General features: G+C 34.1%; 20 protein-coding genes and 1 tRNA gene. 13 read left to right on the plus strand and 8 right to left on the minus strand.

What is annotated here, in order from left to right; all coding sequences use genetic code 11:
• Window positions 1–4: 4 nt before the first annotated feature.
• The 3 genes from EG348_RS16375 to EG348_RS16385 all read left to right on the plus strand — a co-directional run bounded on the left by EG348_RS16375 (window position 5) and on the right by EG348_RS16385 (window position 4,376).
• Window positions 5–1,114, plus strand: coding sequence for an endo-1,4-beta-xylanase (locus EG348_RS16375; RefSeq protein ID WP_123984054.1), 1,110 nt, complete (start codon window positions 5–7; stop codon window positions 1,112–1,114).
• A gap of 153 nt (window positions 1,115–1,267) precedes the next feature.
• Window positions 1,268–2,233, plus strand: coding sequence for a glycoside hydrolase family 43 protein (locus EG348_RS16380; RefSeq protein WP_123984055.1), 966 nt, complete (start codon window positions 1,268–1,270; stop codon window positions 2,231–2,233).
• Between the two features lie 106 nt (window positions 2,234–2,339).
• Window positions 2,340–4,376, plus strand: a complete 2,037-nt coding sequence (locus EG348_RS16385; RefSeq protein ID WP_123984056.1) for an alpha-glucuronidase — start codon at window positions 2,340–2,342, stop codon at window positions 4,374–4,376.
• Window positions 4,377–4,488: 112 nt separating this feature from the next.
• On the opposite strand, the gene EG348_RS16390 is transcribed toward EG348_RS16385, so the two are convergent.
• Window positions 4,489–5,091: a hypothetical protein gene (locus tag EG348_RS16390; protein WP_123984057.1), complete on the minus strand. Its 603-nt coding sequence runs from the start codon at window positions 5,089–5,091 to the stop codon at window positions 4,489–4,491.
• 143 nt (window positions 5,092–5,234) lie between these two features.
• Here EG348_RS16390 and EG348_RS16395 point away from each other — a divergent pair, with 143 nt between their 5' ends.
• Both EG348_RS16395 and EG348_RS16400 read left to right on the plus strand, forming a co-directional pair.
• Window positions 5,235–6,107 (plus strand): AraC family transcriptional regulator, encoded by an 873-nt coding sequence (locus EG348_RS16395; protein WP_123984058.1) that lies wholly within the window; start codon window positions 5,235–5,237, stop codon window positions 6,105–6,107.
• Window positions 6,108–6,247: 140 nt separating this feature from the next.
• Window positions 6,248–7,048 (plus strand): Cof-type HAD-IIB family hydrolase, encoded by an 801-nt coding sequence (locus tag EG348_RS16400; RefSeq protein ID WP_123984059.1) that lies wholly within the window; start codon window positions 6,248–6,250, stop codon window positions 7,046–7,048.
• Window positions 7,049–7,107: 59 nt separating this feature from the next.
• Here EG348_RS16400 and EG348_RS16405 read toward each other — a convergent pair whose 3' ends face one another.
• The 3 genes from EG348_RS16405 to EG348_RS16415 form a co-directional block, all read right to left on the minus strand.
• A complete protein-coding gene (locus EG348_RS16405; protein WP_123984060.1) occupies window positions 7,108–8,133 on the minus strand; it encodes a phytase in 1,026 nt (341 codons plus the stop codon).
• A 219-nt stretch (window positions 8,134–8,352) separates the two neighbouring features.
• Window positions 8,353–11,163, minus strand: coding sequence for a TonB-dependent receptor (locus EG348_RS16410; protein WP_123984061.1), 2,811 nt, complete (start codon window positions 11,161–11,163; stop codon window positions 8,353–8,355).
• 146 nt (window positions 11,164–11,309) lie between these two features.
• Entirely contained in the window at window positions 11,310–12,173 is an 864-nt protein-coding gene (locus EG348_RS16415) for an NAD(P)-dependent oxidoreductase (RefSeq protein ID WP_123984062.1), read from the minus strand.
• A gap of 540 nt (window positions 12,174–12,713) precedes the next feature.
• On the opposite strand from EG348_RS16415, the gene EG348_RS16420 reads away from it, so the two are divergent.
• The 6 genes from EG348_RS16420 (at window position 12,714) to EG348_RS16445 (ending at window position 17,949) form a co-directional block, all read left to right on the plus strand.
• On the plus strand, window positions 12,714–14,216 hold the full coding sequence (locus tag EG348_RS16420; protein WP_123984063.1) for an acyl-CoA dehydrogenase family protein: 1,503 nt from the start codon (window positions 12,714–12,716) through the stop codon (window positions 14,214–14,216).
• A gap of 510 nt (window positions 14,217–14,726) precedes the next feature.
• A complete protein-coding gene (locus EG348_RS16425; protein ID WP_123984064.1) occupies window positions 14,727–15,488 on the plus strand; it encodes a DEAD/DEAH box helicase in 762 nt (253 codons plus the stop codon).
• 16 nt (window positions 15,489–15,504) lie between these two features.
• On the plus strand, window positions 15,505–15,933 hold the full coding sequence (locus tag EG348_RS16430) for a cold-shock protein (protein ID WP_066749907.1): 429 nt from the start codon (window positions 15,505–15,507) through the stop codon (window positions 15,931–15,933).
• 31 nt (window positions 15,934–15,964) lie between these two features.
• Window positions 15,965–16,159, plus strand: a complete 195-nt coding sequence (locus tag EG348_RS16435) for a cold-shock protein (protein ID WP_054510986.1) — start codon at window positions 15,965–15,967, stop codon at window positions 16,157–16,159.
• 167 nt (window positions 16,160–16,326) lie between these two features.
• Window positions 16,327–16,411: transfer RNA gene (locus EG348_RS16440), tRNA-Ser, on the plus strand.
• 272 nt (window positions 16,412–16,683) lie between these two features.
• Window positions 16,684–17,949 (plus strand): site-specific integrase, encoded by a 1,266-nt coding sequence (locus EG348_RS16445; protein ID WP_123984065.1) that lies wholly within the window; start codon window positions 16,684–16,686, stop codon window positions 17,947–17,949.
• A gap of 311 nt (window positions 17,950–18,260) precedes the next feature.
• Here EG348_RS16445 and EG348_RS16455 read toward each other — a convergent pair whose 3' ends face one another.
• On the minus strand, window positions 18,261–18,533 hold the full coding sequence (locus EG348_RS16455) for a helix-turn-helix domain-containing protein (protein ID WP_123984066.1): 273 nt from the start codon (window positions 18,531–18,533) through the stop codon (window positions 18,261–18,263).
• Window positions 18,534–18,874: 341 nt separating this feature from the next.
• Between EG348_RS16455 and EG348_RS22100 the strand changes: the two genes are divergently transcribed.
• Window positions 18,875–19,024, plus strand: a complete 150-nt coding sequence (locus EG348_RS22100) for a DUF6965 family protein (RefSeq protein WP_410494151.1) — start codon at window positions 18,875–18,877, stop codon at window positions 19,022–19,024.
• A gap of 25 nt (window positions 19,025–19,049) precedes the next feature.
• Here the strand turns inward: EG348_RS22100 and EG348_RS16465 are convergent, their stop codons facing one another.
• The 3 genes from EG348_RS16465 to EG348_RS16475 form a co-directional block, all read right to left on the minus strand.
• Window positions 19,050–19,433: a carboxypeptidase-like regulatory domain-containing protein gene (locus EG348_RS16465; protein ID WP_164463309.1), complete on the minus strand. Its 384-nt coding sequence runs from the start codon at window positions 19,431–19,433 to the stop codon at window positions 19,050–19,052.
• A gap of 108 nt (window positions 19,434–19,541) precedes the next feature.
• Window positions 19,542–20,078: a hypothetical protein gene (locus tag EG348_RS16470; RefSeq protein WP_123984069.1), complete on the minus strand. Its 537-nt coding sequence runs from the start codon at window positions 20,076–20,078 to the stop codon at window positions 19,542–19,544.
• A 455-nt stretch (window positions 20,079–20,533) separates the two neighbouring features.
• A complete protein-coding gene (locus tag EG348_RS16475) occupies window positions 20,534–21,274 on the minus strand; it encodes a LytR/AlgR family response regulator transcription factor (RefSeq protein WP_123984070.1) in 741 nt (246 codons plus the stop codon).
• A 724-nt stretch (window positions 21,275–21,998) separates the two neighbouring features.
• Here EG348_RS16475 and EG348_RS16480 point away from each other — a divergent pair.
• Window positions 21,999–22,847 (plus strand): RteC domain-containing protein, encoded by an 849-nt coding sequence (locus EG348_RS16480; protein ID WP_123984071.1) that lies wholly within the window; start codon window positions 21,999–22,001, stop codon window positions 22,845–22,847.
• Window positions 22,848–23,144 lie beyond the last annotated feature (297 nt).

A 23,144-nucleotide genomic window follows, 5' to 3' on the forward strand; every position in this document is an offset into this window, starting at 1 on the left:
GAACATGAAACGTATTATTTTATTTAGCTTAATGACTTTTGTAGCTTCCAATTTTAATGCTCAAAAGGCTGATCATTCTTTAAAAAAAGCTTTTCAGGATAAATTTTATATCGGAACAGCGATGAATCTTGAGCAAATTCACGGAACAGATCAAAAATCAGTAGATATTATCAAGCAACAATTCAGTTCTATTGTTGCTGAAAACTGTATGAAAAGTATGTATCTCCAGCCTCAGGAAGGAAAGTTTTTCTTTGATGATGCAGATAAATTCGTTGAGTTCGGAGAGAAAAACAAGATGTTTATCATTGGACATACACTGATTTGGCATTCACAAGCTCCCGATTGGTTTTTTGTTGATAAAAATGGAAATAATGTTTCCCCAGAAGTTTTAAAACAAAGAATGAAAGAGCATATTACAACCATTGTTTCACGATATAAAGGAAGAGTAAAAGGTTGGGATGTTGTGAATGAGGCGATTATGGAAGATGGTTCTTACCGAAAATCTAAGTTTTACGAAATTTTGGGTGAAGAATTTATTCCATTAGCCTTCAAATATGCTCAGGAAGCCGATCCAGAAGCAGAATTATATTACAACGATTATAATGAATGGTATCCTGAAAAAGTAAAAACAGTCACTCAAATAGTTCAAAATTTAAAATCAAAAGGAATCCGAATTGATGGAGTAGGAATGCAGGCTCACGTCGGATTGGATTCTCCATCAATCAACGAATATGAAGAAGCAATTATTGCCTATTCTGAAAGTGGAGTAAAAGTTAATATTACCGAATTGGATATCAGCGCACTTTCCTCACCGTGGGGAACTTCTGCAAATATTGCAGATAAAGTTGAATATGACGAAAAAATGAATCCTTATAAAAAAAGTCTTCCTGGTGATGTACAATCAAAATGGGAAAACCGATATCTTGATTTCTTTAAATTATTTTTAAAACATAAAAAGGATATCAGAAGAGTCACATTATGGGGCTTAACGGATTCTCAATCCTGGAAAAATGATTTTCCCATAAAAGGCAGAACAGATTACCCATTATTATTTGACCGTCAATATAAAACTAAACCTATTGTCGAAAAAATTATAAAACTCGCAGAAAAATAATAATAAGAGATAGCCGAGGAAGCTGAAGCGTTAAAAAAGTTTGCGTTCTTAGCTAAGTGAAACGCCTTTGCGAACTAAAATATTCTCAATATTAATAAAAAAACTTTGCGCCCTTTGCGTTTAAAAAAGACACTTAAAATATAAAATTTAAAAATGAACAAATCAAAATACCTATTCCCAAAAGACTTCATGGCAGATCCATCTGTTCACGTTTTTGAAGGAAAACTCTACATTTATCCCTCTCACGACCGAGAAAGCGGAATTGAAGAAAACGACAACGGCGATCATTTTGATATGAATGATTATCATGTTTTTTCTTTAGATGATGTTGAAAACGGAGAAATTACAGATCATGGAGTGGCTCTTTCAGTGAAAGATATTCCTTGGGCGGGGCGACAGTTGTGGGATTGTGATGTAGCTTTTAAAAACGGGAAATATTACATGTATTTTCCATTAAAGGATAAAAATGATATTTTCAGAATTGGTGTTGCGGTGAGCGATAAACCTTACGGGCCTTTCATTCCTGAAAAACATCCGATGATGGGAAGTTACAGCATTGATCCGTGTATTTTCGAAGAAAACGGGAAATATTATATGTATTTCGGTGGAATCTGGGGCGGACAATTACAACGTTACCGAAATAATAAAGCATTGGAATCTGCCATAATTCCCAATAATGATGAGCGGGCAATTCCTTCAAAAGTAGCTTTGTTAAGTGATGATATGCTCGAGTTTGCAGAAGAACCAAAAGACGTTTTAATTCTTGATGAAAATGGAAACCCCTTACTTCACGGCAATGAAAAGCGCTTTTTCGAAGCTTCATGGATGCATACATATAATGGGAAATATTACTTCTCCTATTCAACAGGTGACACACATTTGTTGTGTTATGCCATCGGCGACAATCCTTATGGACCGTTTACCTATCAAGGTGTAATTTTAACTCCGGTTGTTGGTTGGACAACCCATCACAGTATTGTTGAATTCAAAGGAAAATGGTATTTATTTTTCCATGATTCTGTTCCGAGCGGCGGAAGAACGTGGCTTCGAAGCATGAAAGTTGTTGAATTAGAATATAATGAAGACGGAACTTTCAAAACAATTGAAGGTCTGCAATAATTATCAATTCCATAGAATCCGAAGGGTTCAATATCAGTAGCCTTAGGTGAAACCTATGGTGTAAATATGAATTAACATAAAAAATCTACAGACAAATCCATTTCAAATGCTAAATTTTCGAGCTCACATCCTAATATTTTTATTATTTCCATTAAGTTTTTTTGCAGAAGACGGCAGTCAATTATGGCTCCGTTTTCCGAATGTTAAAAACGGAGTTTCATCGGATAAAATCATTTCAAAAGGTAAAAATCCAACGCTTGAAATTGCGAAAAAAGAATTAATCAATTACTGGCAAGGTCAAACTGTAGAATTGCGCACGGAAAAATCTTTGAAAAACCTTAAAGACGGCTATACCATCAAGTCAAATTCAGATAAAATTATTGTTTCTGCAGGAAAAGAAAGTGGTTTGTTGTACGGGGTGTATCATATTCTCAGACTTCAAGAGACAAAATCTGATGTTAATCATTTAAATATCATAGAAAAACCATCTTATGATGTGAGAATTCTGAATCATTGGGATAATCTTGACGGAAGTGTAGAACGTGGTTACGCCGGAAAATCATTGTGGAAATGGAATGAATTGCCTAATAAAATTTCGCCCCGATACGAAGAATATGCAAGAGCGAATGCTTCAATCGGAATTAATTCTGTTGTGTTGAATAACGTCAATGCATCCCCAAATATACTCAGAACAGATTATCTTCAAAAGGTAAAAGTTCTGGCAGGCATTTTCAGACCGTATGGAATTAAAGTGTATTTATCAGTCAATTTTTCTTCACCAAAAGTATTGGGCGGACTGGAAAATTCAGATCCTTTAAATAAAAATGTTCAAAATTGGTGGAAGGATAAAGCATCAGAAATTTACAAATTGATTCCTGATTTTGGAGGTTTTTTGGTGAAAGCCAATTCAGAAGGCCAGCCAGGACCGCAGGATTATGGAAGAACCCATGCCGATGGTGCCAATATGATGGCCGATGTGTTAAAACCTTTCGGTGGAATCGTGATGTGGCGTGCTTTTGTGTACAGTCCGAGCAAAGAAGATCGTGCAAAACAGGCATATTTAGAATTTCTTCCTTTAGACGGAAAATTCAGGGATAATGTGATTGTTCAGATTAAAAATGGACCGATTGATTTTCAACCTCGTGAACCCTTTAATCCTTTATTTGGAGCGCTGAAAAAGACTTCGGAAATGGCAGAATTTCAGATCACTCAGGAGTATTTAGGGTTTTCAAATCATTTAGTTTTTCTGGCGCCTTTGTTTAAAGAAACGCTGGAAAGTGATACATATGCTGATGGTAAAGGTTCAACCGTAGACAAAATTACAGACGGAAGTTTAAGAAATAATAAAATAACGGCTATTGCAGGCGTTGCCAACATTGGGGAAGATGCGAACTGGACAGGAAATATCTTCGCACAAGCCAATTGGTACGCGTTCGGAAGATTAGCATGGAATCATGAATTAAGTTCTGAACAAATTGCTGATGAGTGGATCAAAATGACTTTCACAGATGATCAGAAATTTGTAAATCCGGTGAAAGAAATGATGCTTTCGTCAAGAGAAACCGCGGTAGATTATATGATGCCACTCGGATTGCATCATATTTTTGCATTCGATCATCATTACGGACCCGAACCTTGGGGAAATATTCCGGGAGGAAGACCGGATTGGATGCCTGTTTATTATCACAAAGCCGATGAAAATGGAGTGGGATTCGACAGAACAAAATCAGGAAGCAATGCTGTTTCACAATATTTTACTCCATTAAACACGACTTTCGGAAATATAGAAACCTGTCCGGAAAATCTTCTTCTTTGGTTTCATCATGTTCCGTGGAGGTATCAAATGAAAGACGGAAAAACGTTGTGGGAAGAATTGTGTTTTAAATATGATTCGGGTGTAAAAAATGTTCGGGAATATCAGAAAATTTGGGACAAAATGGAACCTTATGTTGATGCTGAAAGATTTAAACAAATTCAGTCAAAACTAAAAATTCAGTCGAAAGATGCGGTTTGGTGGAAAGATGCCTGTCTGCTGTATTTTCAGACGTTTTCAAAAATGCCGATTCCGTATGATATTGAAAGGCCAGTTCATGAATTGGATGATCTGAAAAAGATAAAACTAGATCTTAAGCATCATAATTAAAAAAATTAAGGCAACTCATTCTTCGTGATTTAAAAAAGAAAAGTTGCCTCAATAAATTGATTGTACGTAAAATTTTAACTCCAATATAAATACGAAAAATAAAGGAATTCTCTTAATTGTAGTTAAGAGTAACTATTTTATTAAAAACATTTCCTTTTTCCTCAACACTGATGATATATCGATCAGAAGTTTTGGGATCAAGATCAAAGGTCATGTTAAGTTCTCCGTTAGCTGCATTTTTGTTTGCATTGTAATAAACATTTCCTGAAAAGTCAGAAACAGAAATAGTTGCGCTGTTTTTCAAACCCGAAAGATGAAGCTGCGCCATATTCCCTGAAATTGTGTATTCAGGTTTATTAATTTCTGAAAATGGAGTCTTTTCAATCTCCACCGTTTTGTTATAACTAATGTTTATTTTATATTTTTCAATTTTTTGATCAGATTCTGCCACCAGATAATAAGTTCCGGATTCCAGATCTTTCAGATCATAAGATTTTGTTACATTATTTTCACTTTCCAATTTTTCAGAAAATAATTCCCCGTAAGCATCATTATAGATAACTAAGGATATGTTTTTTCCATTCAGAACGTCAAAACTGATAGTTTTTGATTCTGTTGTTTTAATTGAAAGAGAAAAATCCCTGTCTTTACTCATCAAGCTTGCTGAGATAAATAGAGACCCTACGAGAAAAGCAGATTTTAATAATTTATTCATAATGATAAGTTTTATACTGCAAATGTATGGCAGGTAATCTGCTTAAACTATAATGTAATTTTCATATTTATGTTCTATATTAACCTTAAAATTATTTAATTGAAAATTAATTGTTAATTTTGTGCATGAATTAATTTGTTAAAATGAAACATTCACATCCAGCCTTTGAAGCGGTGAAGCCCAATATTGGAAGCAGTTTCACAAGTCTGAAATTTTTTCGAAATGAAAACATCAAATCTCATGTATGGCATTATCATCCTGAGGTTGAGTTAATTTTTGTCTGCGGAGGTTCGGGAAAAAGGCAGATCGGAAGTAATATTTCTTACTTTTCGGACGGAGATCTTGTGTTGATGGGAAGCAATTTACCACATTGTGGAATGACCAATGAAAACACGAATAATGATTACGAAATGGTGATTCAGTTTAAGCCTGAATTTTTGGGCGAAACCATTTGGGAACTGCCTGAAATGCATAGAATTGCCCAATTACTCGAAAGATCAAAAGCGGGAATTGTCTTTTCTGAAAATATCAAGAAAACCATCGGTGAAAAGATTATGGAAATGCACGAATCTTCTTCTTTGGAAAGGCTTGTCAAGTTTATAGAAATACTGGATGCATTGGCTTCTACTCAGGATTACAGGATTTTGAATGCCGGAAAATATTATTTGCAAACACAGGTTGAAGATAATGAAAGGATTAATCTTATTTTCAATTATGTGAAAGATCATTTCAAGGAACAGATCACTTTGGACGAAATTTCTGAACTGGCGAATATGAGAGTGCCATCTTTCTGCCGTTATTTTAAAAAAATTACCAACAAGACTTTTACGCAGTTTGTCAATGAATATAGGATTACCCATTCATTAAAACTGTTGGCGGAAAAACCGATGAGTATTACTGAGGTTTGTTTTGAATCGGGTTTTAATAATTTTAGTTATTTTAATAAAACTTTTAAAGAATATATTCAGAAAAGCCCGTCACAATACAGAAAAGAGTTTAATTTTTTTATGGAATAAATTATGACCCAGCAAATATGAATTGAGCGTTAATGCATCTTAAATTTTATCATAAAAAAAGAATAAAAGCGCTTAGAAATTAAAAATTTAAAAATGAATTCAGTAGTTTTATACCTAAAATCTGCTGACAGATTAGTATTATGAAAGATATTAAATTAATTGTAACCGATATGGACGGAACGTTTCTGAACTCTTCACACGAAGTAAGTCCGGAGTTTCCTGAAATTTATGAAGAACTGAAAAAAAGAAATATTTTATTTGTTCCTGCAAGCGGGAGACAGATGTTGGGGATCACCAAATATTTTGGAGATATTGAGAATGAAATGGCTTTTATCGCAGAGAATGGAGGCTATATGATCTACAAAAATGAAGAATTATTTGCAGATAAATTAGGCTCTGAATATGTTGCTGAGATCATCAATACTATCCGTAATATTTCTGGTGCTACGGCTGTATTATCAGGAAAGAAAAAAGCATATTATGAAACGGATAATCAGGGTTTTGTAGATTATATTTCACAATTTTATACAGGAAATGAAAGGGTTGAGGATTTGACGCAAGCGTTGGATGACAGTATTTTTAAAATTGCCGTTTACCATCCGGAAGGTTCGGAAGAGCATTTGTATCCTTTTTTAAAGCAATTTGAAAAGTATGATCTTGAAGTGGTGGTTTCAGGTCAATATTGGCTGGATATTATGAATAAAAATATCAACAAAGGAAATGCTCTTGAAAAACTGCAGAAAGTATTGAATATCACACCTGAACAAACCATGGTTTTTGGAGATTATATGAATGATATTGAGATGCTTAAAAAAGCACATTTCTCTTATGCCATGAAAAATGCACATCCTTCCGTGAAAGAAGCGGCAAGTTTCGAAGCGTGTTCTAATGATAATTTTGGAGTGTTGAAAACAATTAAAAGTTATTTGAATAATAATTAAAATTCAAAAATTTTACGATAAATAAAAAAAACAGGATGTCTTTGCACCCTGTTTTTTTGTTATTTCATATTAGCTTTAATCCTTTCTTCGATCACTCGCCAATCATAAATATGGAAAACTTTTCCGTTGCTCATAGCGACAAACATTCCTTTTGGGAATTTAGGTCCGAGATTTACGTTGGTGACTTCCGAACCGTCACTTTCTTTTGTAGAAACAGGAATTTCTGCAATCATACCTTTTGCCGGATTTTCTCTTAAATACACATTAAAAGTATCTTTCTGCTGATTGGAAACCATGATATATCCGGTGTTTACAGAAGTAGGGTAGATGGAAATGCCTTCCACATCAGATTTGAAATCGCCTTTTCCGAAAACCAGAAGTTCTTCGTTTCCTTTTGCCGGATCCGCATAATATTGATGAACACCAAACTGTTCATCGGAATAATAAATATATCCCATTTCATCATCTACAGCGATGCTTTCAATTTCTTTCAAACCGCTGTATTTACCGAATTTACGGACAACTTCGCCTGTGATTTTTCCGTCTTTTTCAGATAACTTATACTGCCAAAGATAGCCGTCACTCGGTCCGGATTTTCTTCCTGCAATCACGAAAATTTCTTCCGTTTTCGGATTTTTATAGATTGAAATTCCCATCGGTCCGCGTTCTGTTTCACCATCAAAAACGGTGAATTCTCCAACTTCTTTTAAATCAGGAAGTGAATATAATTTTACCTTGTTGGTTTCTCTTTCGGTCACTGCTGCAAAGTCGATTTTCTTTCCGTTTAAATTAAATCCGTATTCCAGATCAACATTATTCGGACGTTTTAAACCTAAAACTTTATTAATAATTTTTCCATCTAAATCGAAAGCGTACAAACCGCCATTCGTGTCTTTATCTGTTCCGATGATGATACTTTTTGACGCGTCTTGAGGGTTGATCCAGATTGCGGGATCGTCGGTATCATACAAAACCGTTTCTGTAATCGCAGTCGGCTGTAATTTTTTTCCTAATTGATGTTGCCCAACGCAATTTACCACAAACGGCAAAGTGGAAAGAGCTATGATGTAATTTATTTTTTTCATTGAATTGATAACAATTTGTTTAAATTTTTCAACCATAAAAGACGAATATTCTTAACATTATTTCTGCCTCATCATTTATACAGTTAGTTTGTCATTCCGTAGGAATCTAGACTTTGCTTTAATAACGATGTTGAGATTCCTACGGAATGACAAACGGCACACGTTATGTTTTATTAAACTTTTGTGCCTTTTATGGTTGATATTTTTCTTTAAGTTTAATTAAAAATCAAACTTCACACCCATATTAAACTTCGGTCTGTAATATTCAACCTGCGCAGTTCTGTCCGGAATTCCCTGATAATATCTCAACGGCTGATTCGTCAAATTATTAGCTTCAGCAAAAATTCTCAACTGACTTGTAATTTTATAAGAAGCATTGGCATCAAGGAATAATTGGTTGTCGTAATAACGGTCTTCAAAAGCATTTCCGCCCAATTCATCAATGTAATGAGAAGCATAATTCATAGAAACTCTTGCTGAAAAGCGTTTGTTTTCCCAAGAAAGCGATCCGTTGAACATATGTGGAGCCGTTCCAGGAAGTCCGACATCGGTTCTTTCAACGCCGTCTTCATTGGTGATTCCTTTGGCTTTTGAATGCGTGTAGGTGTAATTTACATACACTCCCAAACCTTTCCAAAACGCTCCCGGAATAAAGTCTAATTGTCTTTGTAAAGCAACTTCAAAACCGAAAATATTTACATTTTCACCATTTCTTTGTTGGGTGAAACTCCACTTATTTTCACCTGCCGGAATCGGGTTTGACTGTCCTGCAAAATCTTGAGCAAAATTTGTTGCAGAATAATTTCTCCTTGAATACGTATAAATAAAATCCTTTAAATTCTTGTAAAATACTCCTCCTGAAAGGATTCCGACAGATTTAAAATATTTTTCCGCCATAAAATCGAAATTGTAAGCATAGGTTGCCTTCAAATTCGGATTTCCTGCAGAAATGGCTTCGTCACCTGAAATTACATTTAAATAAGGAACCAAAGCGTAATAATTCGGACGCGCCAAAGCGGTTGTAAACGCTGCACGAAGAACCAAATTCTGAACCGGAACATATTTAAATGATAAATTCGGAAGGACATTCGTATAAGTATTGGTATTGGTGATTTTTCCTACCAAATCTTCTTCGTCCAGCACGTAATTTCCTGTATAATCAATTTTTGTACTTTCGATACGGGCTCCGACAATCATTGAAAATTTATCGCTGAAATCCTGATCCCAACGGATGTATCCTGCGTAAATATTTTCTTTTGCCTTGTAATTTCCGGAAAGAAATTCTTCAGGTTTTGATTCTGAATTAAATAAATTAGGGTTAAATAAATCCAATCCACCCAAATATGGAGCTGCTGCGAAAGTTCCCGGAACGTAATTTCCCGGCTGGAAGTTGTGTCCGTCAAAATTAGTTGTCGGAACAGACAGCAAACTTCCCATATCATTGATCGGTTCGAAAGCAAAATAATCATTTTCTCTTTCTTTTTCCTTCAAACGTAAACGCGCACCCACACGGATTCTTCCTTTTTGATCTTCAATTACAGAAAACGGAAAACGGACATTAACTTTTCCTCCAAATTCTTTTTCCTGAGTGAAGCTATTTGAGTCAGAAAGATCACTTAATTCATAATTTCCCAGATTGTCGGGAGTAAGTGGTGTGATCATCGGTCTTCTCGGATCGCTGAAATTGGAAGAAAAGGTAAGACCATCATTTTCAAATTCGATATAACGTTCGTGAGGCTTCTTTTCGCTTGCGGTTGCGTAGTTCATTGACCAATCCAAATCAATTTTAGTTCCTAGAAGATGTTCTCCTCTCAAAGCATAATTTTGGACTTTTTGTCTTTCAAGACGGGTGTTGTCATTGTCGAAATCTCCACCTTTGTTTTGTCTTGTGATACTGCCTTTCCAGCCTGTAATTTCACTTTCATCATCACTGTAAACTGGCTTTATTTTGTAGCCTAAAGCATAACGGTTTTCCTTATCATTTCTGAAATTATACATAGCAGAAGCGTAGATTTTGTTTTTAGAATTAAATTCATAATCCAAATTCAAATCAAAACTGTGTCTGATACGGTGCTCGTTGTAATAACGGACTCCCATTTTGCTTATATAAGCGGTTTTTGCAGCATCATCAGCAATTGCCCATGTCGGTTCAATATTATCCGAACCAAAATTATTGTTATTATATGAAAAACTGAATACAGCGCCTAATTTTTTGTTTAAAAAACGGTCCCCATAGACCAATCCGGCTGTATAATTTCCTTTTTCACGGATTGGACTGTAGCCTCCTGCAACCGTAGCGGAAATTCTTTGTCCGTTCGGGGAAGCTCTTGTAATCAAATTAACTGAACCTCCAATGGCATCGGCATCCATATCGGGTGTCAATGTTTTATTCACCTCAATCGTAGCGATCATATCGGAAGGAATCAAATCCATCTGAACATTACGGTTATCACCTTCAGCAGACGGAATTCTATCTCCGTTCAACGTTACGGAGTTTAAGTTTGGAGCAAGTCCACGAATGATTAAATTTCTTGCTTCACCCTGATCATTTTGAATGGTAATTCCCGGAACACGCTTCAATGCATCACCGATATTGGCATCCGGAAAACGTCCGATCTGGTCGGATGAAATAACGTTGGTGATATTTGAGTTATTTTTTTGTTTATTTAAAGCTCTTGCCTGATTTTTAAGAGTTGCCCCGGCAACCACGACTTCTTCAATTGTTGTTTCTTTTCTAGCAAAAACGATATTTTGTTTGGTGTTTTTATCAGATTCTACAGAAACGGTATATTCATGAGTTCCATAACCTAAATAATCTATTTTCATAGAATAATTTCCTGCAGGAACGTTCAGAAAAACAAAATTTCCGTGTTCATCGGAAGTGGTGTAAATATTTCCCGGTGACAGAGAAATTTTTGCTCCGGGCAATGCAATTTTAGAATCGTCGTTGATATTTCCCGAAACGGTACCTGATTGAGCATAAAAATAAATTGATGCACAAAACAAAACGGATGTAAAAATTTTCTTCACTTTCTTTTCTTAGATTTAAATTCGAGCAAAATTAAAGGCTTCGAAAGAAAATGATTTGAAGTGAAGGTTACGATTGTTTTAATAAATCATGAACAGAAAGCTAATGTTCATCGTGATATTGGCTTATGATCTATTGACTAAATGTTTTATACTAATTTTTTGAAGTTTTGTAGCGTTTCTATAACCTCTTTCGGTTTTTCATTTTCAAAAATATGTGATTGATACACTCTTTCAAATGTTTCAGCAGTTCCTGAAGCGATAATGTTTGGTAAGTTTTCACTTTTTAGCATTTCGGTCAACCCTTTCATTTCATCAATTCTCCTGAAAATATGCTGCGGATAAGTTGGGGTAGTTTTTATAAGATCCTGATATGTTCCGGGAAGAAAATCCTGAAGACTTTCATTCAGTTCGTCAAGAATTCCGAAATGAGCAGCGGCAGTCATTGTTTCAAAAAATAAGGCGTTTATTCCTTTATTCACCATCGAAAAAAGCAGTTTGTAAGCTGATGCGGCTTCTGTTTTTTCGCCTGCATCTTTTATTTTGAAAACTTTTCCAAAAAGATTTAAGAAAAGATTTCTATGAGTTCCACTTACAACCAAAACTCCGGTTTCAGGAATATCTTTGGAAGCTCCCATAACGGCACCATTCACAAATTGGATATTCATTGATAAAAGTAGTTTTTCAATGGATAAAGCCATCGCAGGAGTATTAGAATTTAAATCAACATACAACGGTTTGTTTGAAGTATTTTTTAAACATGAAATGATATTTTCTGCAAGTTTCAAACTTCCTTCAGGACTTGTAAGAGAAATAATTACATCAGCTTGTTCCACTGTATTTTGCAAGGAACCTATATTTTTAATTCCGGCATTTTGGATGTTTCGAAGGGTTTTCTCAGACCTTCCTTCTCCGGCAGTGATCACTTTAAAGTTACTTTTTATAAGTGCTTTTGATATTTGAGTTCCCATATCTCCCGGAGAAAGTAGGGCAATTACCGGCTGAGTCTGCATTGCTGTTGATTTTTATTTTTTGAAAATATTAACAATACAAATCTCCTTAATTTTTTTCAATCTGTAAAACGTTTTGTTTCGATGGGATTGATTGTTGAAACCGATGGATGAGTTTAACTATATAAGTTTAAAATTGTCCTGTCAAAATCTATGAAAATGTCAATGTTTCAGGTCTGCTAATAACTTTTTCTTTTTAATAATCTATAGTTGAACTTAATTTTAATAATTTATCTTTAGCCTCGAAAAAATATCTTAATAAGCAACACCATTTCCTTTTCATATATTCAAATTTATACCTTATTATAATTTATTTTTTTGTTCCCCTGTTTTTTGGGGAATTTTTTTATCTCTTTTTTTTCTGATTTTTAATGAAAATTTCACGTACTATTTTAAGATAAGCAATTTATTTAGTTGTATCTTAGAAAAATATTTACGTTACGTGAAGCTGCTGATATTTGATTATTATGTTTTTGTTGCCATTCGCTTCGCTTTATTATATTGTTGTATAGATGGCATGCAGCGCTAAATTTCAAATCTATTATGAATGGATCCGCATCTGAAACACCTTATTCGGAGTTTCTCAACGGTTTTTCAACTTCTCTTCACAATCTTTTTCAAAAAGAAAATATTGATAAGCTAAGTCTTTCCCGAGGACTTCCACCACATGTCTGGAAGGAAATAATGAATCTGAAACCATTATCTGTAGCCATTCCGGAAGAATTTGGAGGGAGAGGAGTAAAGGTGAAGGAGTGCTTGGGTATTTTATCGGCCGCTTCTTATGAATCACTTTCGTTGTCATTAACATTTGGGATTAATATTGCCCTTTTCCTAGAACCTGTAGCCAAATACGGAAATGATCTGGTAAAGGCTGATATTTTTAAAAATTTCCTTGATCATGGAGCAATGGGAGGTTTAATGATCACTGAGCCGGATTATGGAAGTGATGCATTAAATATGAAAACCCAAAATACATTAATAGATAATGAATACCATATAAAAGGAACAAAACACTGGCAGGGATTGACAGGATTGGCAAATTATTGGCTGATAACGTCAAGAAATGCAAATTCTGAAGGAAAATTGTCCAGAGACGTAGATTTTTTCATTGCTAATACTCATTATAGAGAACAAAATATTGAAGTTTTAGAATATTATGACAATCCGGGATTGTACATGATTCCTTACGGATTAAATAAAATTGATATCCGAGTTCCGGAATATAATAAATTAACTCCCGAAACAACAGGTCTGAAAATGATGCTCGACACGCTTCATCGAAGTCGATTACAGTTTCCGGGAATGGGAATGGGTTTCCTGAAAAGAATGTTGGATGAAGCTACAAAACACTGTCAGGAAAGGGTAGTGGGAGCTTCTAACCTGTATGCTTTAGATCAGGTTCAGTATCAATTGACTAGAATGCAGTCGTTTTTCACGCTTTGTTCTGCCATGTGTGCGAAAAGTTGTAAAGTAAGCGGAATTGATCATGATGTTTCTGGAAGCGGTGCTCATGCGAACAGTATGAAGGCTTTGGTGACAGATATGATGCAGGAATCTGCTCAAGTTCTTGTTCAGCTTTCTGGTGGAAAAGGATACAGAACGACTCACATCGGAGGTCGCGGAATTATGGATAGCCGACCTTTTCAAATCTTTGAAGGTTCTAATGAGATGCTTTATACTCAAATTTCGGAAGGAATTTTAAAAGATATGAAGAAGAAAAAGATCGAAAATTTTGCCGAATATCTTGCTATTAATGAATTGACCAATAATTCAGTGAAATTATATGCTAAAGAATTGGATTTCAATATCAACACAGCGCTTTCTCAACGAAAAATGATCGATCTTGGAAAAGTTCTTGCCAGAGTAGTTACAGTGAATGATTTGTTGGAATTAAATAATTCAGGATTCAGCCAGGAACTTACAGATAGTGCTGTAGAGGTTGTGAGACAGGATATTGTAACGCTTCTTAGCTCGATGAATCAACATCAGAATTTAAATATTGTAGAACATAATAACGATAAAAGTGATTGGATGAAGTTTTCGTAAATAAACTTGAAAATTAGAGGATAAGGAACGTAAATTAATATATTTTTGATAATCAATTAATTAAAATAGCAGTTATTCGGTTTATTTGTTGTATATTTGTACAATAATTAATAATTAGGCTCTTGCCTTTGCTTTCTGTTACAGATTAGAACTAACAATTTTCTTCTTTCAGTTTTTGCTCTTTCAGCCGCGGGTTTTATAAACTGGCCAACTGAATTTCCAAACTACCGAAAACAATTAGGAAACCATTCCTAAAAGCTTTATCCTTTTTAAAAATTATTGCAAATAAATTCGACATTTTTAAAAATTGAGAATTTGTAGAATTGGCTGATGAAAAGGTCATGGAAAGTTATTGCAGGATTCAATACTATTGATGAAAGCAAAAAAATGGATGAATAAAAGAAAGTTGATTTTTCTCTTCCAATTATTCTCAAAAAAGATGATAATTTTAAATTCCTTAAAAAGTATTTGATCTTATATAACGTCGGGAGATCCGGCAAAACCCCATGAATGAATTTTAAAAATTTAAATTTAATAAATCCAATAATTCGTGCCGTTACAGAAACGGGATATTCACAACCTACAGAGATACAAAGTAGTGCTATTCCACATATTTTGGCAGGTAAAGATATCATGGGCTGTTCACCGTCAGGAACAGGGAAAACTGCAGCTTTTGCAATGCCTGTTCTTCAATTATTAAAAAAAAGAGCTCCGGAACATAAAGAAATCCGAACTTTAATATTAACACCGACTCGCGAGTTGGTAACGGAAATCGAAGAAAATCTTAAATTGCACAGCAAATATCTTCCATTATCTCAGCTTTCTATTTATGAAGGTGTTTCATTGGGAGGGCAGCTGGCAGCATTGAGAAAAACAGTTGATGTTCTTGTTGCAACACCGGGAAGATTATTGGAGTTAACGAGTCAGAGACATATTGATCTTTCCAAAATCGAGATATTGATTTTGGACGATACAGACAAAATGCTTGAAATAGGTTTTGGAAATGATGTGAAAAAAGTAATTAAACTGATTTCTCAGAAAAGACAAACGTTATTATTTTCAGCAACAATGTCAGATAATATCCGAAGTTTTGCGAGTACTATTCTAAACAATCCTGTTGAGATTATAGTATCAGCAAAAGTAGGAGTGAAAGGAAAAACAAGTTCATTTGAAGAAAATGAGCGTATGGATCTTAAAAACATCCAAAAGCAGACAGGTTTTACATTGCCGGTAAGTAAGCAAGGTAAACAGACATTTCAGTACAGTAATTAAAATATTAAAAAAATTTATGGCAGATTCTTTCTCTAAAAAGGAAAATTTCAAGAAAAAAATTCAAAAACAAAAAGAAAAAGCGATAAGACGCGAAGATCGTAAGACAAATAATAATAAAGGAAAAGGTCTTGACGATATGCTTACTTATGTGGATTCATACGGTAGATTAACTACCACACCTCCAGAAGAAAGAATGGAGATCAACCCTGAAGATATTCAGTTAGGAGCAGCTCCTATTCCTGTAGAGGAGTTAAGAAAATCAGGTATTGTTACTTTTTTCAGTGAAAAAGGTTACGGATTTATTACAGAAGACAATAGTAAAGAGAATGTATTTTTCCACAGTAACAACTGTATACATCAAGTAAAAAAAGGAAATAAAGTTTCGTTTGAAAAAGAAAGATCTCCAAAAGGATTTTCGGCTATCAATATCGAACTTGTAAAATAGAAAATAAACAACAATTTTTAATACAAATACAATGCAACAAGGCACAGTAAAATTTTTTAACGAAACAAAAGGTTTCGGATTTATCTCTCCAGCAGACGGAGGACAAGACATTTTTGTACACTCTTCAGGATTAAAGACAAGAACAATTCGTGAGAATGACAAAGTGGTTTTTGATGTACAAAAAGGTGAAAAAGGACTAAATGCAGTAAATGTAACTTTAGCTTAATTTTCAATTAATATATCGATTCAGGTAAAGCCCCTTTTTGGGGGCTTTATTTTTGTTTTCAGGTGAAAATTAATATTTTTTTTAATTTTACTTTGAAAATATTTTGTCAGAATCAAAAAGAATTATATATTTGCACCACCAAAAACAACGATACAATCGGAGTTTAAGGAGAGATGGCAGAGTGGTCGATTGCGATAGTCTTGAAAACTATTGACTGTAACAGGTCCGGGGGTTCGAATCCCTCTCTCTCCGCAACAGTACGAAAGAAGAATCTCTTCAAGCGTGGAAAAGCTAATAAAGCCTGCAATTTTTAAAAATTGCAGGCTTTTCTTTTATCCATGAAATAGCCTAAATTTTCAAAAAGACTCATAATTTATATGGCAGAATCGTGGCACTTTATTTTTTTCAATAAAAATGCCACGAGAAATCATTTAACTTACTGTAAATCAACATGTAGCAATGTGCTACGACTTGCTGCAAGGATGTTTTAGTTCTACATTTATTAACCTAAAAAATGTTGAATTATGTTAGAAAAAAGCTATGGGCTAAATTTCTTTTTGAAAAGCCCTAAAAAGAAAAGTACAACTTCCAGATATATCTATCTGAGAGTTACAGTTGATGGAATTCCTAAAGAAACTTCAACAAAGCGAAATTGGGATGCACGAAGATGGGATCAGGATGCTGGCCGAGCCATAGGTACCAAAGAAGATGCCCGTACACTTAACTTCTTCCTTGAAGCATTAATAACGAAGATTAGTCAATTTAAAACGGACTTAATCAATGCAGGAAAAACCATTACGGCCGATGAAATTTTGGATTTTGTGAAAGGAAAAACAGTTTCGAAATCCAAAGTGCTTGAGGAGTTTCAGTCGCATAATGATGAAATGCATGAATTGGTAGAGAAGAAAGAATTTGCAAAAGGAACTCACACTCGATATGTAACAGCGCGCTCCCACGTACAGGAGTTTATACTTTATAAATATAAGAAGGATGATCTTGAATTTAGGGAGCTCAACTACGAATTTGTGACAGACTATGAATTTTATTTAAAGACAGTGAGAAACTGTTCGCATAATACTACTTTAAAATATATATCTAATTTTAAAAAAATTGTACTGAGAGCAGTTGCTAAGGAAATTATACCTAAAGATCCTTTTGCCCTATTTAAGGGCAAAAAGATTAAGATCAAAAAGTATCCATTAACTAGAGTAGAATTGGACTTGATCGAAAATAAACACTTTACAAGCGAAAGACTCTCTACGATAAGAGATATATTTATTTTTCAATGTTACACAGGGCTTGCATACATAGATGTTTTTCAATTGAAAAATGAAGATATTAAGCAAGGAGTTGACGGGAAGTTATGGATTATGAGCCGGAGGCAAAAAACAAAATCTAACACTGATATACCACTGCTGCCAAAAGCTATCGAGATTATGGAAAAGTACAAGGATCATCCTGTCTGTATAGAACGTGGATCGGTTCTGCCGGTGAGATCAAACCAGAAAATGAATGCATACCTTAGCGAAGTGGCAGAGTTAAGTAAAGTTTACAGCACTCTTAACACTCATAAGGCCAGGCGTACATTTGCTAGTACTATTACGCTTAATAACGGCGTCAGCCTGCATGTGGTTAAGGAAATGTTGGGACATCATTCGATCAAGCAGACAGAGGAATATGCAATTACAGAGCAGGAATCAATTAACAAGGAAATGACACAATTGAGAGAGCGTCTATTTGAAGGAAATGAGCAGAGAAATAATCATTCTCAACAATCGATAAACAAATAACCCGAAAAAAATGCTTCAGACTATATGAATTTTAAATATTTAAAAACTCTACAGTGCTGCGGTATCCTGGATGATAGGATGGGCTATATTTTATATAGCCCAAATCCTGAAGTTGCTTAAAATATCGATGATAGGTTGTGAGAGTGTATATGTGTGATAATTCAATTAATTTACTTCGGCTTACATGTACTATTTTGTTTTCCTTTTGAAGATATGCAAGTTGAACGAGGGATAACAAAAGTGATAGATGCCAGACATTCAGCCTAGCATCCTTGCTTGCTTTCTTTAAAAACGTTAACCAATGATCAGCACTACTTGTTTCCATCTCCAAATAGTTGTAATAAATCTGTTCTACTGTAATAGTATGAACCCATAACCTTTCTGAAACGTATCTTCCCTGTAATTCGGATGTTTTGAAGTGTTGCAGGCGAGATATTCATTATTTCCCGGATTGATTTACTTCTAAGCCACTCTTGCTGTTCTATATTTGGCTTAAGTTTTATTTTTTCGTCTATAAGTTTTTCGATGTCATTTAAAAGTAGCATTCTTAGCTGGCGAAGATCATCGTGTGTAATGTTTTCCATTTTATTGTTATTTACGGTTCGTAAATGTAATAGGTGATGAATGTTCGCGATGTAATTTGGCAGTTTGTGGCTCTAAATAGCTGCGAATGGCTGCACAGGAGGGAAAACTTAGAGGATTATAATCAAGAAGGGAGAAATCAAGGTGTATTAACAAACGGCAGATAAAGAAAAACATGAGGCTATTTGAACGAATATTTTATATTAAATTTCCTTCAATATATATAATCGTGTAAACAGGAGAGAGGAACTTAGTAGTTCCAGAACTTTAATATCTTTGTGATATGACAATATCAGAACTTGAGATTTGGTTTGAAAAGGCACCTCGACCAGAGATGCCAATAATGCTGAACAATGCTACAAGGGTTAATGACTACGAGAAATTTCTAGATAGCCATTTCTCTCCGCTTAAAGCTAATCCTGATACGAAAATTAATCAGCCATTGCTTATTAGATTGAAGCAGATGAAGCTTCTAATTGAATCTAATATGTAATGCAAAATGCACCAGCACAAATGAATTAATTGGTTGTATGCTGTTTAGCATCTTTTAAGACAAAATCTAGAATGATAGAATCACCCTGTACAAGGTCGATAGTCTTAGTGGAATTAAGTTGATACCCAATATAGGTTGCACGAAGAATATGTTTACCAGGTGATAACTCAATATGATATTTACCATTCTTATCAGTGCTTGTTAAAAATGTGGTGTCAGTAGATTTTATTGTTGAGCCTGGTAATGTTCTATTATTTTTATCTGTATCGTAAACCGTTCCGACCACTACTACTTTATCACTTTTAGTTTTTAATATAGTTTGAGTATAACTGCCATTTTGTTGTACTAGAAAGCCTAATAAAGAAATTGTAATCGTTGAAAAAATAAGTGTTATTATTTGCTTTTGCATAGGATTTATTTTAACACAATAATAGACTCTTGTCATCATAAAATGCGTAAATGAAATCTATCGTGAATTTACTATTTGTTTACAAGGTCTTATTAAAAAATGAGATAACTATTTAATCCCATATAACCTCGAAAGTTCTATATTACTTAGCTGAACCCTATAGTGGTCTGATCCATATTCATAAACAAAAGAACGGCCCACAACAATTTCTGCAGAAGCATTTCCCCAAAATAGTGAAGTATAATCCCTTCCGAGGAAATCTTCTTTGGATACATTTTTTGGGAACCCCCATTCTTTTGATAACATTAGTAGATCTTCATGTTTTAAATAAAGCATCAAATAAATAGCAAATTCATCTTTAATCTTGTCATCATAAAATGCGTAAATGAAATCAATAGGGTTGCCAAAAAAAGTAAACTGTTCCTCAGAATTCTTTTTGACCATGTTGAAAAGTAAATGATCCATAGGATGATTTATCCTTTCTATAATAGTCAATGGTACAACTTTTTTAAAATGAGATTCAATAAAGCCAATAGCTTCTTTATTATTAATAAATAATTTAGACAGTTCCATTTTTTTTGGTGCGCTTTGAGCGATTGCTACGAAGCTAAAATAATTTAAAAATATAAATAAATAATATCTCATTTTTATTAATCGTAGTCTAAAGGATTGGTAATATAGCTTCTTTTTTCATCATTAAAAATAATGTTTGGACTATTTGTTCCATTAAAACCATCTGTTCCCTGATTTGCAGCTACTGTTGCATTTAAAGTATTGATAAAAATGTCCGCACAGAGGCCTCCATTGGAAAAGCATCATGTGCAAATTTTTTATAAGTTAATTCTCTTGCTAACTGTACAGCTAGTGCTGCCCTATTTGCTGCTAGACCAGGAGTTAAATCGTGTGTTGTGTTGTCAAAAACATTAGTATAGTAGGTAGGGAATCCAATAATAATTCAAATAGGTACAAGCCATATTACACGAATTGGTTACTTTCTCGGATGTATTGTCCTTCTGCAAGGACTAAACTATAAAATGTCGATAGATACGATAAGATGGGCATTGAAATTAGGGGTAATTTATTAGAAGCTTAGCGCGAAGCTATACTGCCATTTTTCTTTTTGTAATGAAAGTTCTGTCTTTTAAAAATTTTCGAAATGCTTGAGTTTGACTTGCAGCTATAGGAATGATAAGATTATTTGCCATTTTTACGGTATCAATTTCAACGCTCTGAATGTGATTGGTATTGATAATGAATGACTTGTGTATTTTCATAAAATCAGGAAATCCCTGCAAAGATTCATGCATTTCTTTTAGGGAATGATAGCCGATTGTTGCCTGAGAAGAAGTATAAACAGTTACATAATTTTTTGCAGCCTCTACAGCAATTATTGTGTCCACATTAATTTGATTAAAAGTGTTTTTGTTGGGGCCCTTTAAATAAAATAGTTTTGAAGCATCTCTGGACATCTGCTCCTGGTAAAATTCACGTATCATGTGGTTAATGACGGTAAAAAAACGAAGTTCATTAAATGGTTTGAGTAAAAATTGATCTGCATTGACCTGAAAAGCTTTGATTGCATATTTTGGGTGCGCTGTTACAATAATTACTTGTTTTGCCTGTTGTCTAACGATCGGAATTAAATCCAGGCCGGAAATGCTACCTATTTCAATATCTAAAAAAAGGAAATCAATGCTTTGGTTTTTATCCATTGATTCTAGAGCCAATATTGGATTTTGAAACGCAGCTACCAGTTGCAGGTTAAAAGACATTTCGATTAATTGAGTCAGGTATTCTATTGATTTTACATCATCATCAATGATTACACACTTGTATTTCATAATTATTATTCTAAGTACAGATGCGAGTGCATTTAAAACATACGCATGTAATTTCTAAAATATTGTTAATCAGGGATGATCAGGATGTTGGGACAAACATATTAATAATTCTATTAATTATCATATATATTAATACACACATTTATTTATGTCGAAGACAGGTACCATGCATTTATTTATTACAGTTATGGACATCATCCTATTACTTCATTAAAATAAACGTTGATTTAAGCTTATGACTTTGTTTCCTTGTTTATTGATGTGATATGCATTCTCAAGAATGGTAAAGTTTGCTCTTACTTAAATGATAAATGTTTTTGATTCTATTAGATTAAAATAGGAAAGAAACTGTTGAGATAAATTTTGTTCTGTAGTATTATGCATGAAAATGTCTATAATACAGTAGAAGGTATACATTTTTACAATTTTTGTTTGAGTATATTTTCGACTTTTATATTCTAAAATGTTTTCAAATAGAGTGTACGGCCGCTGTAATCTTATTTGATCTTGTAACTAACACAATGTGGTACACAAATTAGATGTACAAGGTGTGTGTATGTTGATAAAAAAAGTAAACATAAAACGGTAGCGAGATAATTGTGAAAAATAACTTGTGATTATTTTTTATATCTCTGTAACGAGAGTTAATTGTAAAAAATTATTAAGTTGCTGATTAAAAAGGCATCCTTGTAGGATGTAATCATTAACTAAATCCCAAATAACCATGAAAGCTTTTTACAAAACCATTCAGGAAAGAATCAAAGATGCTGAACAGCAGGTCAGTTTGGATTCTGAAAATGCCATTGAAGAATCAAGAAGAATGGCCATTTTATTAAAGGAACTGCTAAATGAGTTACGAACGCGCGTTTTAACAGTCGGATTTCAGGACGAAAGTGAGGAAATAGATTTTTTTAGGAAAATCAAACCTGAGGTTCAGGGGAAACTACTGTACTACAATAAGGTGTTCCGTATTGAAACTGGGCGGCCTGTTAATTTTGGCACCATGTATCAAACTTATTTTTTGACCCAATTGCATCGATTGGAGGAAAATTTCAAGGAACATATTTCCAATTCTGAATTTTATAGATATTATCGATCCGATAGTAGGGAGCGGGATAATTCTTATTTTACTCGTGGGAAAATGGATTTTAACACTGGCCTGCAGAGTCACTTTTTTGAATCAGATCCACTTTTTTCAACATACTATGATTATAAAGTATCTCGTATTATTGAAACCGATTTGCTTTATCAGTACCTTCTGATGCGTACGAGTAACGATCTTGAAAATACGCGGGTTTTACTATCTGATTTTGGGAACGAATCGGTTAACTGGACGGATTCCAAGAATGCACTGATTGAACTTATTTATGCACTACATGCTACGGAATGTATTGGGAATGGTAACATAGGTATTAGAAAGGTTGCCTTGGCATTTCAAAGTCTTTTTAACATTCAGCTTGGCGATGTTCATCATGCCTTCCACCGGATGAAATACAGGTCAGGAAGCCGCAGTATCTTTTTGGAACGTATGAAATCTTCTTTAGAGCAATATATGGACAAGGAATTTATGTAATTTTTTTGATTACAAATCACCTAGACTCAATAGTAAAGGCAGCTGTGCCTGTTGATTGATTATTGAAACTGCCTTTATTATCTGCTCTACAACTCTCTTTCTTTTATCGCATTTACACATGCGCTGCCCATTGGCATGTTATCATTTTTTTATGCTTCTTTAGTTATACTTCTAATTCTGGGAGAGAATTTAGTGCTTTTTCTTTGAAAACAAATTTCTCCGGCAATAGAATTACTCATCGCGAATAGTTCACTGCCCATATTCTTTTCAAAAAAACTTGGCAGAAAATGCAATACG

It is taken from the genome of Chryseobacterium sp. G0201 (assembly GCF_003815655.1).
In the GTDB taxonomy this organism is placed as follows: domain Bacteria; phylum Bacteroidota; class Bacteroidia; order Flavobacteriales; family Weeksellaceae; genus Chryseobacterium.

Excerpts from the sequence above, each read along its gene's own strand:
- EG348_RS16375 (WP_123984054.1), top strand. The coding sequence starts at position 5 with ATGAAACGTATTATTTTATTTAGCTTAATGACTTTTGTAGCTTCCAAT.
- EG348_RS16380 (WP_123984055.1), top strand. The coding sequence starts at position 1,268 with ATGAACAAATCAAAATACCTATTCCCAAAAGACTTCATGGCAGATCCA.
- EG348_RS16385 (WP_123984056.1), top strand. The coding sequence starts at position 2,340 with ATGCTAAATTTTCGAGCTCACATCCTAATATTTTTATTATTTCCATTA.
- EG348_RS16390 (WP_123984057.1), bottom strand. The coding sequence starts at position 5,091 with ATGAATAAATTATTAAAATCTGCTTTTCTCGTAGGGTCTCTATTTATC.
- EG348_RS16395 (WP_123984058.1), top strand. The coding sequence starts at position 5,235 with ATGAAACATTCACATCCAGCCTTTGAAGCGGTGAAGCCCAATATTGGA.
- EG348_RS16400 (WP_123984059.1), top strand. The coding sequence starts at position 6,248 with ATGAAAGATATTAAATTAATTGTAACCGATATGGACGGAACGTTTCTG.
- EG348_RS16405 (WP_123984060.1), bottom strand. The coding sequence starts at position 8,133 with ATGAAAAAAATAAATTACATCATAGCTCTTTCCACTTTGCCGTTTGTG.
- EG348_RS16415 (WP_123984062.1), bottom strand. The coding sequence starts at position 12,173 with ATGCAGACTCAGCCGGTAATTGCCCTACTTTCTCCGGGAGATATGGGA.
- EG348_RS16420 (WP_123984063.1), top strand. The coding sequence starts at position 12,714 with ATGAATGGATCCGCATCTGAAACACCTTATTCGGAGTTTCTCAACGGT.
- EG348_RS16425 (WP_123984064.1), top strand. The coding sequence starts at position 14,727 with ATGAATTTTAAAAATTTAAATTTAATAAATCCAATAATTCGTGCCGTT.
- EG348_RS16430 (WP_066749907.1), top strand. The coding sequence starts at position 15,505 with ATGGCAGATTCTTTCTCTAAAAAGGAAAATTTCAAGAAAAAAATTCAA.
- EG348_RS16435 (WP_054510986.1), top strand. The coding sequence starts at position 15,965 with ATGCAACAAGGCACAGTAAAATTTTTTAACGAAACAAAAGGTTTCGGA.
- EG348_RS16445 (WP_123984065.1), top strand. The coding sequence starts at position 16,684 with ATGTTAGAAAAAAGCTATGGGCTAAATTTCTTTTTGAAAAGCCCTAAA.
- EG348_RS16455 (WP_123984066.1), bottom strand. The coding sequence starts at position 18,533 with ATGGAAAACATTACACACGATGATCTTCGCCAGCTAAGAATGCTACTT.
- EG348_RS22100 (WP_410494151.1), top strand. The coding sequence starts at position 18,875 with ATGCTGAACAATGCTACAAGGGTTAATGACTACGAGAAATTTCTAGAT.
- EG348_RS16465 (WP_164463309.1), bottom strand. The coding sequence starts at position 19,433 with ATGCAAAAGCAAATAATAACACTTATTTTTTCAACGATTACAATTTCT.
- EG348_RS16470 (WP_123984069.1), bottom strand. The coding sequence starts at position 20,078 with ATGAGATATTATTTATTTATATTTTTAAATTATTTTAGCTTCGTAGCA.
- EG348_RS16475 (WP_123984070.1), bottom strand. The coding sequence starts at position 21,274 with ATGAAATACAAGTGTGTAATCATTGATGATGATGTAAAATCAATAGAA.
- EG348_RS16480 (WP_123984071.1), top strand. The coding sequence starts at position 21,999 with ATGAAAGCTTTTTACAAAACCATTCAGGAAAGAATCAAAGATGCTGAA.